Source organism: Novosphingobium sp. RL4 (assembly GCF_035658495.1).
GTDB lineage: Bacteria > Pseudomonadota > Alphaproteobacteria > Sphingomonadales > Sphingomonadaceae > Novosphingobium.
Genome location: NZ_CP141944.1, coordinates 126,502 through 137,660 on the forward strand (window position 1 = coordinate 126,502; position 11,159 = coordinate 137,660).

At 66.0% G+C, this 11,159-nt stretch carries 10 protein-coding genes; 6 read left to right on the forward strand and 4 right to left on the reverse strand.

Going from position 1 to position 11,159, the window contains the following annotated elements:
- Nucleotides 1-17: 17 nt before the first annotated feature.
- Together metH and U9J33_RS00580 are read left to right on the forward strand one after the other, a co-directional pair.
- A complete protein-coding gene (gene metH, locus U9J33_RS00575; protein WP_324697175.1) occupies nt 18-2,720 on the forward strand; it encodes a methionine synthase in 2,703 nt (900 codons plus the stop codon).
- 141 nt (nt 2,721-2,861) lie between these two features.
- The gene (locus tag U9J33_RS00580) at nt 2,862-4,049 is read left to right on the forward strand and encodes a cation:proton antiporter (RefSeq protein WP_054442238.1); all 1,188 of its coding nucleotides are present in this window, start codon (nt 2,862-2,864) and stop codon (nt 4,047-4,049) included.
- Nucleotides 4,050-4,051: 2 nt separating this feature from the next.
- Here the strand turns inward: U9J33_RS00580 and U9J33_RS00585 are convergent, their stop codons facing one another.
- Nucleotides 4,052-4,906: an SDR family NAD(P)-dependent oxidoreductase gene (locus U9J33_RS00585; RefSeq protein ID WP_324697179.1), complete on the reverse strand. Its 855-nt coding sequence runs from the start codon at nt 4,904-4,906 to the stop codon at nt 4,052-4,054.
- 108 nt (nt 4,907-5,014) lie between these two features.
- Here U9J33_RS00585 and recQ point away from each other — a divergent pair, with 108 nt between their 5' ends.
- Nucleotides 5,015-6,847, forward strand: coding sequence for a DNA helicase RecQ (gene recQ / locus U9J33_RS00590; protein WP_420719851.1), 1,833 nt, complete (start codon nt 5,015-5,017; stop codon nt 6,845-6,847).
- A 13-nt stretch (nt 6,848-6,860) separates the two neighbouring features.
- Here recQ and U9J33_RS00595 read toward each other — a convergent pair whose 3' ends face one another.
- Nucleotides 6,861-7,511 (reverse strand): glutathione S-transferase family protein, encoded by a 651-nt coding sequence (locus U9J33_RS00595; RefSeq protein WP_185998455.1) that lies wholly within the window; start codon nt 7,509-7,511, stop codon nt 6,861-6,863.
- Nucleotides 7,512-7,603: 92 nt separating this feature from the next.
- Here U9J33_RS00595 and U9J33_RS00600 point away from each other — a divergent pair, with 92 nt between their 5' ends.
- On the forward strand, nt 7,604-8,056 hold the full coding sequence (locus U9J33_RS00600; protein WP_197283158.1) for a YaiI/YqxD family protein: 453 nt from the start codon (nt 7,604-7,606) through the stop codon (nt 8,054-8,056).
- 67 nt (nt 8,057-8,123) lie between these two features.
- Here the strand turns inward: U9J33_RS00600 and U9J33_RS00605 are convergent, their stop codons facing one another.
- Together U9J33_RS00605 and U9J33_RS00610 are read right to left on the reverse strand one after the other, a co-directional pair.
- Nucleotides 8,124-8,405, reverse strand: a complete 282-nt coding sequence (locus U9J33_RS00605; protein WP_054442236.1) for a hypothetical protein — start codon at nt 8,403-8,405, stop codon at nt 8,124-8,126.
- Between the two features lie 138 nt (nt 8,406-8,543).
- A complete protein-coding gene (locus U9J33_RS00610; protein ID WP_420719852.1) occupies nt 8,544-9,752 on the reverse strand; it encodes a L,D-transpeptidase family protein in 1,209 nt (402 codons plus the stop codon).
- A gap of 7 nt (nt 9,753-9,759) precedes the next feature.
- On the opposite strand from U9J33_RS00610, the gene U9J33_RS00615 reads away from it, so the two are divergent.
- Both U9J33_RS00615 and U9J33_RS00620 read left to right on the forward strand, forming a co-directional pair.
- Nucleotides 9,760-10,029 carry a hypothetical protein gene (locus U9J33_RS00615; protein ID WP_243692594.1) on the forward strand — a complete coding sequence of 90 codons (270 nt, stop codon included), beginning with the start codon at nt 9,760-9,762 and terminating at the stop codon, nt 10,027-10,029.
- 169 nt (nt 10,030-10,198) lie between these two features.
- The gene (locus tag U9J33_RS00620; protein WP_324697184.1) at nt 10,199-11,098 is read left to right on the forward strand and encodes a DMT family transporter; all 900 of its coding nucleotides are present in this window, start codon (nt 10,199-10,201) and stop codon (nt 11,096-11,098) included.
- Nucleotides 11,099-11,159: the final 61 nt, after the last annotated feature.

An 11,159-nucleotide genomic window follows, 5' to 3' on the forward strand; every position in this document is an offset into this window, starting at 1 on the left:
AACGAGAACAACAAACCATGACCTCGATTCATTCCGGCGCCCGTTTCGTCAATATCGGCGAGCGCACCAACGTCACCGGCTCGGCCGCGTTCAAGAAGCTCATCATGGCCGGCGACTATGCCAAGGCCGTCGATGTCGCGCGCCAGCAGGTGGATAACGGTGCGCAGGTCATCGACGTCAACATGGACGAAGGCCTGCTTGACGCTGTCGTGGCCATGACCACCTTCCTCAAACTCATCGCCGCCGAACCGGATATCGCCCGCGTCCCGGTGATGATCGACAGTTCCAAGTGGGATGTGATCGAGGCCGGTCTGAAGTGCGTATCGGGCAAGCCGATCGTCAACTCGATCTCGATGAAGGAAGGCGTGGAGCCGTTCCTGGCCCAGGCGAAGAAGTGCATGGACTATGGCGCCGCCGTGGTCGTCATGGCCTTCGACGAGACCGGCCAGGCCGACACCCGCGAACGCAAGATCGAGATCTGCTCGCGCGCCTACCAGTTGCTGACCGGCATCGGCTTCCCGCCCGAGGACATCATCTTCGACCCCAACGTCTTCGCGGTCGCCACCGGCATCGAGGAGCATGACCGCTACGGGCTCGATTTCATCGAGGCGGTGGTCGAAATCCGCAAGGCCTGCCCCCACGTCCACTTCTCGGGTGGCCTTTCCAACCTCTCGTTCTCGTTCCGCGGCAACGAGACGGTGCGCCGGGCGATGCACTCGGTGTTCCTCTACCACGCGATCCCCGCCGGGCTCGACATGGCCATCGTCAATGCGGGCCAGCTCGACGTCTACGACCAGATCGACCCCGCCCTGCGCGAGGCTTGCGAAGACGTCATCATGATGCGCCGCCCCGGCGTGGGCGAGGACGGCAAGACCTCCACCGAACGCCTGATCGACCTCGCCGAAAGCTACAAGGGCAAGGACAAGGTCGCGGAAAAGGCCGCCGAGGAATGGCGCGGCTGGGACGTGACCAAGCGCATCGAGCATGCCCTCGTGCGCGGCATCGATGCCTATGTGGTCGAGGATACCGAAGAAGCGCGCGCCGCCATCGCCGCAGCGGGCGGACGCCCGATCGAGGTGATCGAAGGCCCGCTGATGGGCGGCATGAACGTCGTCGGCGACCTGTTCGGCTCGGGCAAGATGTTCCTGCCCCAGGTCGTGAAGTCGGCCCGCGTGATGAAGAAGGCCGTGGCCCACCTGATCCCCTTCATCGAAGCGGAAAAGGACGCCGGCGCCAAGGCCAAGGGCCGCATCATCATGGCCACCGTCAAGGGCGACGTGCATGACATCGGCAAGAACATCGTCGGCGTCGTACTCCAGTGCAACGGCTACGAAGTGATCGACCTCGGCGTGATGGTGCCGTGGAGCAAGATCCTCGAATCCGCCAACGAGAACGATGCCGACATCATCGGCCTTTCCGGTCTCATCACCCCCTCGCTCGACGAGATGGTGACCGTGGCCGAGGAAATGCAGCGCGCCGGGATGGATATCCCGCTGCTGATCGGCGGCGCCACCACGTCCAAGGTCCACACCGCCCTGCGCATCGATCCCGCCTACAAGGGCCCCGTGATCCACGTCCTCGACGCCAGCCGCGCGGTCGGCGTCGCCTCGCAGCTCCTGTCGGACACGCAGGCGGTGCCTTTCGTCAGCTCCGTGGCCGACGAATACGAAAAGGTGCGCATTGCGCGCGAGGGCAAGGGCCAGAGCGAACTGCTCCCGATCGCCGATGCCCGCGCCAATGCCTTCGCGCCCGATTTCGCGCAGAAGCCCGGCGCCCCGCTGGAACCCGGCCTCCACGTATTCGCGGACTGGGATCTTGCCGAACTCGTCGAGACGTTCGACTGGACGCCGTTCTTCCGCGCCTGGGAACTGGCGGGCAACTACCCGGCCATCCTCGATGACGAGATCGTGGGCGAAAGCGCCCGCAACCTCTTCGCCGATGCCCAGGCGATGCTAGCGAAGATCGTCGAGGAAAAGTGGCTGACCGCCAAGGGCGTCTGCGCCTTCTGGCCTGCCGCCACCCAGGGTGACGATGTGATCGTCGGCGCCGGCGGCATGGACCCGCAGGTCGTCTACGACGCCATCCAGCAGGGCGTGGACGAAGGCCCGGACTTCGTGCGCCTGCCGTTCCTGCGTCAGCAGGTGAAGAAGAGCCGGGGCCCAAATGGCAAAGGACGGGCCAACTTCTGCCTGTCCGACTTCGTCGACCCCGCCGGAGACTGGCTGGGCGGCTTCGCGGTCGGCATCCACGGCATCGAACCGCACCTCGAACGCTTCCAGGCCGCGCACGACGACTATTCGGACATCCTTCTCAAGGCCCTGGCCGACCGCTTCGCCGAAGCCTTCGCCGAACGCCTGCACCAGCATGTCCGCACGAAACTGTGGGGCTATGCGCCGGACGAGCAGTTCACCAATGTCGCCCTGATCCGTGAGGAATATCGCGGTATCCGCCCTGCGCCCGGCTATCCGGCCTGCCCGGACCACTCGCTCAAGCCGATCCTGTTCGACCTGCTCAAGGCGCAGGACAATGCGGGGATCGTGCTGACCGAAAGCCAGGCGATGCTGCCCACCGCCGCCGTCTCGGGCTTCTATTTCGGCCACCCGGAAAGCCAGTACTTCGGCGTTGCCCGGATCGGCCGCGACCAGCTCGAAGACTATGCCGAACGGCGCGACGTGGACCTCTCCGTCGCCGAGCGCTGGCTGCGTCCCAACCTCGACTGATTGCAAAAGGCACCGCCGCCATCCCGATCGCGGCGGTGCCTCTCGTTACAATCCGGAAAAACCCCATCGAGCCCGATTGCCCAATGCCGCCGGGCAAGGCATCCATGCCCCAACGAAAAATGAATGGGGACGGGGCACCCGATGGGGACGACCGAAATCTACCTGATTGCGCTGACGATCATCCTCGCGGCGCCATATCTCGTGTGGCGGCTGCTGCGCACCGAGCATTGGGCGCCGCTGGTCGTCGTCCAGATCATCGGCGGCATCCTGCTCGGCCCCGGCGTGCTCGGCCATGCGGCGCCGGACTTCCACGCGCTGGTCTTCAACCCGCAAGTCATGACCGCGCTGAACGGCGTGGCCTGGTGGGCGGTGATGATGTTCGTCTTCGTCGCCGGAGTCGAACTCGATCTCAGCGACGCCTGGAAGCATCGCGGCGAAACCACCCTCACTGCCGCCTGCGCCCTGCTTACCCCGCTCGCCTTCGGCGCCCTCGCCGCTGCGCTGCTGCTGCGTTCGCCCGGCTGGATCGGCCCCGAAGGCAGCTATCCGCAAGCCGTGCTCGGCGTGGGCATGGCCTGCGCCGTCACCGCCCTGCCGATTCTGGTGCTGCTGATGGAAAAGCTCGGCATTTTCCGGGAACCGCTCGGCCAGCGCCTGCTGCGCTATGCCAGCCTTGACGATATCGCGATCTGGGGCGTGCTGGCGCTGATCCTGGTGGACTGGGAGCGCGTCGGCCGGCAGGGCCTGTTCCTCGCCGCCTTCGCGGTGGCCTCCTTCGCCGTCCGCGCGCTGTTCAGGCGCCTCGGCGAACAGGACCGCTGGTATGTGGCGCTGATCTGGCTGGCACTCGTCGGCTTCGCGGCGGACTGGTCCGGACTGCACTTCATGGTCGGCGCCTTCCTTGCCGGCGTCGTGCTGGACGCCGGCTGGTTCAGCCGCGAGAAACTCGACCTGTTCCGCGAATTCCTGCTGCTGACCGTGATGCCGGTGTTCTTCCTCAGCACCGGCCTGCGGACCAACTGGGGAATGGGCGGGGCGATGGTGATCGGTGCAGCGATCCTGTTCCTGGTCGCCTCGGTCGTCGGCAAGCTGGCGGGCATTCACCTCGCCGGAAAGCTGCTGGGCTGGAAGAAGGGCGAAGCGAGCGTGATCGGCTGGATGCTCCAGACCAAGGCGCTCATCATGATCATCTTCGTCAACGTCCTGCTGGACAAGAAGATCGTCACCCCGGAGACCTTCACCGCCCTGCTGCTGATGGCGGTGATGAGCACGATGCTGACCGTGCCCATCGTCAAACCCCGCCTCGCCCGGCTGGCCGCCAGCGACTAGGTCTAGACACCCGCCCTTCCGGCCAGCGCTTCCGCCGCCTGCCAGAACGCCTCGACGAAAGCCTGATCCTCGACCAGCGGATTGGGCTTTCGCGGCGCGCGTTCGAACCAGTAGCCGCCGCTCGACCGGCCCGGCTCTTCCGCCGTCGCCAGCCAGATCACCGTATCCGCCCCCTGCACCGGCGTCAGCTTCGGCGCATCGCCGTAGGCCGCCTGCACGCTGTCCGGCGTATGCGAGAAGAAATTGCTGCCGACCGTGCCGGGATGGACCGAATGGGCCACGACACCATCCGCCGCCAGCCGGGGCGCCAGCGCGCGGGCATGAAGCACATTGGCGAGCTTCCCGCTGCAGTAGGCCGCGCCCGGGCTCCAGTTGCCGAGGTTCTGCAAGTCGGCAAGATTGATGGCGGGGATCATCTCGCTGCCATCCGAGGCGGTGTTGACGATCCTGACACGGCCCTCCGGCGCATCCGCCGCAGCCTTGCGCAGGAGCGGCAGCAAGCGGGCGGTCAGCGCGAAAGGCCCGATGAAGTTGGCGGCGTAATTCGCCTCGAAACCCTCGGCCGTCAGCGCCTGTTCGCGCGCCATGCCGCCCGCGTTGTTGACCAGTACATCGATGGAATCGACCTTTTGCGCGATCGCATCCGCCAACCGGTCGACTTCGGCCAGCAACGATAGATCGGCGCGCAGCATCTCGATCTCGCCGCCATCGGCCGCAAGGTCTGCCTCGGCCGCCGCACATCGCTGCGGATCGCGGCCCACGCCGATCACCCAGAACCCCTGCTTCGCCAGGGCCCGTGCCGTCTCCAGCCCGATGCCCGAACTTGCGCCCGTCACTACCGCCACGCGTTTGGTCATGCCTGCCAATCCTCTCCATTCATTGCCGCCATTTCCACTACCCGGGCGGCCAAACCGCAAGCTTTGGCGCGGAAACGGAGGAAATCATCGGTTCGGCGGTTTTCAGACATGCCCATGCTCTGCCATAAGCGCCCCGTGCCAGACGCTGACCTTCTCGCCGATCTCCTGCCTGATGCTCACGAAGCGCTTCATGCAACCTTCGGCTTCAACGCCTTCCGCGGGGTGCAGGATCAGGTCGTCATGCGCGCGCTTTCCGGCCGCTCGACCCTGGCCGTCATGCCCACAGGCGCGGGCAAGTCGCTGACCTACCAGCTTCCTGCGGTCATGCTGGACGGGACCTGCGTGGTCGTGTCCCCGCTGATCGCGCTCATGCACGACCAGCTTCGCTCGGCCCGCGCCAACGGCATCCGCGCCGCCACGCTCACCAGCGCCGACACCGATCGCGGCCTCACCATGGACCGCTTCCGCGCCGGTGAGCTGGACCTGCTCTACATCGCCCCCGAACGCGCCAGCCAGCCGCATTTCCGCGAGCTTCTGGAACAGTCGCGCGTCGCCCTCTTCGCCATCGACGAAGCACACTGCGTGTCCGAATGGGGCCATGACTTCCGGCCAGACTATCGCCTGCTGCGACCGCTGCTCGACGCTTTCCCGGACGTGCCGCGCCTCGCGCTGACGGCCACGGCAGACCACCATACCCGCACCGACATCCTCGCCCAGCTCGGCATTCCCGACGAAGGACTGATCGTTGCCGGGTTCGACCGTCCCAATATCCGCTACACGATCCGCCCCCGCGAAAGCGCGATGCGGCAGATCAAGGCAGTCATGGACGAGAACCCCGGCCCCGGCATCGTCTATGCACCCACCCGCGCCCGCGTCGAGCAACTGGCAGAAACCCTCGCATCCGCCACCGGGCGGCGCGTGCTGCCCTATCACGCCGGGCTCGACCCCGAAGTCCGCGCCCGCAACCAGGCGGCTTTCGTGGCCTCGGAAGACATGGTAATGGTCGCCACGGTGGCTTTCGGCATGGGTATCGACAAGCCCGACGTGCGCTTCGTCGCCCACGCCGGCATCCCCAAGTCGATCGAGGCCTATTACCAGGAAACCGGCCGTGCCGGGCGCGACGGCGATCCCTCGGTCGCGGTGATGTTCTGGGGGGCCGACGATTTCGCCCGCGCCCGCCAGCGTCTGTCCGAGATCGAGCCGCACCGCCTGCAAAGCGAACGCCAGCGCCTCGATGCGCTCGCAGGGCTCGTGGAAACCGCCGAATGCCGCCGCGCGGTGCTGCTGCGCCACTTCGGCGAAACACCCGCCTCGTCCTGCGGCAATTGCGACAACTGCCTCGAACCGGCGGGCGTGATCGATGTATCCGAGCTGGCGCGAAAGCTCCTCTCCACGGTCTATCGTACCGGGCAGAGCTACGGCCTCGGCCATCTTGAAAAAGTGCTGCTGGGCATGAGCGACGACCGCGTGCTGCAACGCGGGCATGACCAGCTCTCGGTCTTCGGCATCCTGACGGCGGACGAGCAACCGCTGCTAAAGCCGCTCGCCCGCGCCCTGCAGGCCCGCGGCAGCCTGCTGCCGACCGAGCATGGCGGCCTGTCCCTGGGCGGAGATGCGCGGGAAATCCTCAAGGGCGAAGCCGCGGTGATGATCGTCGTTCCGCCCAAGCGCGAAAAGAAGAAGCGCGGCGGCAAAGGCGGGGCGGACAGCGGCGCCAACCCGGTGGGCGATCCGCTGTTCGACGCCCTGCGCGCGCTCCGCCGCGATCTTGCGCAGGAAGCAGGGGTTCCGCCCTATGTCGTGTTCCACGACGCCACCTTGCGCGAAATGGCCACCGCGCGCCCGTCTTCACTGGCGCAGCTCGGTGAAATCGGCGGCATCGGCGCGCGCAAGCTCGAAGCTTATGGCGAGGCTTTCCTGGCGGTGATCCGCCAGCACTGAAGGCCCAGCGCCCTCAGGCCTTCGCTTGTTCGAACACCGCAAGCTGGGCGGCGAAGGCGCGCTGGAAGGCCGGACGCGCCTCGCCGCGCGCCACATAGGCAAGCACGGTTTCGTTGGCGGCCAGCACATCCGATCCGCCGAGCCGCCGCAGCACCTGCACCATCATCAGGTCGCCCGCGCTGAATTCGCCTTCCAGCCACTCCGACGTGCCGAGACGCACGGCGAGTTCCGCCAGCCGCGCCTCGATACGCTGTTCGATGGAAGCGAGGCGCGTTTCATACCAGGGGCGCTCACGCTCGAACAGCAGGACCTCGGAGCGCTGCACGATCACCGGTTCGACCGTGCTGAGGGCGGCGAAGATCCACATAACCGCCCGCATCCGCGCGTCTCCACCTTCCGGTAGCAAGCCCGGATGGCTCTGCGCGATATGCAGGACGATGGCCCCGGATTCGAACAGCGCGAGATCGCCTTGCTCATAGGTCGGGATCTGCCCGAAAGGATGGCGCGAGCGGTGATCCGGCTGCTTCATTTCCTCGAAAGAGACGAGGCGCACGGCGTAGGGCTGGCCCACTTCCTCCAGCGCCCAGCGCACCGCCATATCGCGGGCGAGGCCCCTGCCGCGATCGGGCGACTGGGCAAAAGCGGTGATCGTAGGCTGCGGCATGGCGGCTCTCCCGTTCACCGGCATGATGGGCCGCGAGCGCAATTTCGGCAACCGGGTTCGTCATTTGCGCCGAGTTGGGTTATGGGGCCGCGATGATCCGCATATTGATCGATGCCGACGCCTGCCCGGTGAAGGACGAAACCTACCGTGTCGCCGCGCGCTACAAAGTGCCGGTGGTGGTTGTCAGCAACAGCCCGATCCGGGTGCCGCAAAGTCCGCTCATCTCCCGCAAGGTGGTGAGCGATGCCTTCGACGCCGCCGACGACTGGATCGCCGAGAACACCGGGCCGGGCACCGTCGTCATCACCGCCGATATCCTGCTGGCGGACCGCTGCCTGAAGCTGGGGGCGCAAGTCGTGGCGCCGAACGGAAAGCCCTTCACCACCTCCTCGATCGGCAGCGCCATCGCCACCCGCGCAATCATGGCCGACCTGCGCGCCGGCGGCGATGCCATCGGCGGCCCGCCGCCGTTCAGCAAGACGGACCGTTCCCGGTACCTCTCAAGCCTCGATCAGGTGGTGGTCAGGCTTCTGCGGAGAGGCTGAGCGCCCCTCCCTAATCCCGAGCTCATGCTCGCACGTCCGCGCCTGACGGGTGGAGGCCGCCTGCGACCTAATTTTCCCGCCGTTCGAAGGAAACCGGAACGGCCAGCCGGAACGGCAGCTCTGGCGAGGCAATCCGCGATTCCGTACCGTTATCGTGAATCAGCACCGCGCGGCCGACGCCGGGCGTGGCGACCACGGCCACCACACTATCGACCCATTCGTGCAGCAGCGCCTTGGCGCGGACCAGTTCGGCCTCGGCGCGGGTGGTGGTGCCCGAAGCTTCGAGTTCGGCTTCGAGCTCGACGATCCGGGAGGTCGCCTCGCCGATGCGGTCGGTGTTCTCGCTCATGATCGGGATTCCTCGGCAAACATCGTTCGCCTAGGTGGCCACCCCGATCAGGCGAGGCAAGGCCGGAGCACCGGCAATCGCCTGCGCGTTACCTCCGTCCGGCCCGCTTCGCCGTTGCCAAGGCGAAACCCGCACTTTTTAAAGCGGGTTGTCGAGCTTGATGATCTCTTCCTCGCTCGCGCGCTGGGTGGTCTTGATCTGGCGCGGGGCGAGGAAACTGTCGAGCACCGGCTTGTCGCGTTCGTAGAGATCGTTGAACGGCTTGAGCTGCCCGTCGATCGAGCGGGCATATGTGAAGTAGGTCAGGTAGACCGGGAACGTCCGGGTCATCTCGACCTTGGTATAAGTGCCGGAACGAGAGATTTCGGCAGCTTCGGTGGCGCTCTTCTTGGCGCCGAGAATGGCCATCGTCATGCCCAGTTCCACCGCGCGCTCGGTGCGGATGCAGCCATGGCTGAAGGCGCGCACGTCCGAGTTGAAATACTGCTTCGACGGCGTGTCGTGCAGATAGATCGCGTGCGGGTTGGGCATGTCGATCTTCATCAGGCCAAGCGAGTTGTTGGCACCGGGCTGCTGGACCACGGTGATGGTGCCGTCGCCGTTCTTGGTGGCCTTGTAGCCCGCATTGCGCGCCCAGGTCGGGTTGTTCAGCACCTTCGCGCCAAGGCCTTCACCCTTCACGATGGATTGCGGCACCGTCCAGGTCGGGTTGAAGACCACCGCGCTCACCGTTTCGGCGAGCTGCGGCGTCGCCGTGCGGCCGGGCTTGCCGACCACGGTCTTGTAGCTGCGGATGATCTTGTTGCGGACCACGAGGCGGAGCTGGAATTCCGGAATGTTGGTCATCAGGTACACGTCGCCAAGGTCGCGGGCGAGCCAGCGCCAGCGGTCCATATTGGCCTGGATCAGCGCGCGGCGCGCCTTGTTCGCCATGGGGGTGGCGTTGAGATCGGCCTTGAGCGCGGCATAGTCGGGATTGGTCGGGGCCAGCTTGTCGACGACGCCCGCCACGTCATGCTCCGAAAGCGCCTGCGCCATGATCTGGGCGGTCGGCATGAGATCCTGGTCGGGATCGACCGCGAACCACTGCACGCGCGACTTCATCGGCGTGCGACCGTCGCGAAGATCCTCGATCAGCCAGCCGAACACGCGGCTCGCCAGCGCATCGAGGTCGTCACCCTCACCCTTGGCGATCGCCGCCTTAAGCGCGGCGGGCTGATAATCGGCCGGAACGAGACCTTCCTTGCCGATGTAGCCCACGGTCGACAGCAGCGCCTTGGCATCGGCCACCGACCAGGACATCACCGGCTCCGCCAGCAGCGTATCCTGCACGACCGGATAGGACACGGTCGGAATGGCAGTGGGAACCGCGCTGGGCTGGATGACCGGCTGCACGGCCGGGCGCGAGACCGGCTTCGTGGAAGCGGAAGACGGCACGGCCGGGGTCGCCTGCGTGGTCGGCAGGATCGAGGTCGGCGTCGACACGGTCTTCTTCTTCGTTGCCGTATCCGTCCTGGCGGAATCCGCCTTCTGGGCCAGGGCCGGCTCCGCTGCGAGACCCGTCGCCGCGATGACCGCCAGCACGCTGCAACCGAACCTCATGAAACTCGCCATTGTGATCTGAACCTGCCCGTAGTGATGCGTGTGTGATGCAAGGAGGAAACGCAGCCATGTGAAGACGGCTGCCGATAGTCCCCGCTTTGCCCCTATATAAGGCCTACATCAAGGATTTCGCCTGTCGCTGCGATGAATTGCTTGCCTGGAGGCTTGCGCCCGGCGACAGGCAGGGCCTGATGAGTACAGCCGCAGCCCCCCTTTCGGACCATCGTCCCTCAGTCCTGCCGGTGCTTGCGGTGATTGCGGGGATCGCCACGTTCAGCGCGATGGACGCCGCGATCAAGGGCGCCTCCATCGCGATCGGCGTGTTTACCGCGCTGCTGCTGCGCAATCTCTTCGGCACGATCCTCACCCTTCCGCTCTGGCTCGTCGCGGGCCGCCCGGTACCCTCGCGCGCGGTACTGAAGGTCCACGCCCTGCGCGCGGCGATCACTTCGGCGATGGCTGCGCTGTTTTTCTATGGCCTGGTACGAATTCCTATGGCCGAGGGAATCGCGATTTCCTTCGTCTCGCCGATCATCGCGCTCTATTTCGCGGCGATCCTGCTGGGGGAGACGATCCGCCGCCGCGCCATCGTCGCCTCGCTGCTGGGCATTCTGGGCGTGCTGGTGATCGGCGCCGGACGCTTCGGCGCGGGGAGCTATTCGAACGAGGCGATAGAGGGCACGACCGCGATCCTGCTCTCCGCCGTGTTCTATGCGATCAACCTCGTTCTCCAGCGCAAACAGGCGCTGCTGGCAGGGCCGGTGGAGATCGCGCAGTTCCAGAACCTGCTCGTTACGCTGATTTTCCTGGCTTTTTCGCCCTGGTTCGCGGTCGTGCCGGATGGGCGGAGCCTGGTTCTCATCCTTGCCGGAGCGGCGCTGGCGACAAGTGCCCTGCTGTTCCTGTCCTGGGGCTATGCCCGTGCCGAGACGCAAGTACTGCTGCCGATCGAATATACCGGCTTCTTCTGGGCCGCCCTGCTGGGCTGGCTGATGTTCGGGGAGCGACTTGATGTCTCCACCGTTGCCGGGACGATTCTCATCATGATCGGCTGCTGGGCAGGTGCAAGAAACGCAAAAGTCGAGTCCTAGTCACCACGCACGCCCCCTTGACCTGAGGGCCGCGAACGCGCATCGGCGGGGCCGAAGAATC

What these genes read in the sequence shown, in the direction of transcription:
- metH (WP_324697175.1), top strand. Translation starts at nt 18, where the DNA reads ATGACCTCGATTCATTCCGGCGCCCGTTTCGTCAATATCGGCGAGCGC.
- U9J33_RS00580 (WP_054442238.1), top strand. Translation starts at nt 2,862, where the DNA reads ATGGGGACGACCGAAATCTACCTGATTGCGCTGACGATCATCCTCGCG.
- U9J33_RS00585 (WP_324697179.1), bottom strand. Translation starts at nt 4,906, where the DNA reads ATGACCAAACGCGTGGCGGTAGTGACGGGCGCAAGTTCGGGCATCGGG.
- recQ (WP_420719851.1), top strand. Translation starts at nt 5,015, where the DNA reads ATGCCCATGCTCTGCCATAAGCGCCCCGTGCCAGACGCTGACCTTCTC.
- U9J33_RS00595 (WP_185998455.1), bottom strand. Translation starts at nt 7,511, where the DNA reads ATGCCGCAGCCTACGATCACCGCTTTTGCCCAGTCGCCCGATCGCGGC.
- U9J33_RS00600 (WP_197283158.1), top strand. Translation starts at nt 7,604, where the DNA reads ATGATCCGCATATTGATCGATGCCGACGCCTGCCCGGTGAAGGACGAA.
- U9J33_RS00605 (WP_054442236.1), bottom strand. Translation starts at nt 8,405, where the DNA reads ATGAGCGAGAACACCGACCGCATCGGCGAGGCGACCTCCCGGATCGTC.
- U9J33_RS00615 (WP_243692594.1), top strand. Translation starts at nt 9,760, where the DNA reads ATGGCAGTGGGAACCGCGCTGGGCTGGATGACCGGCTGCACGGCCGGG.
- U9J33_RS00620 (WP_324697184.1), top strand. Translation starts at nt 10,199, where the DNA reads ATGAGTACAGCCGCAGCCCCCCTTTCGGACCATCGTCCCTCAGTCCTG.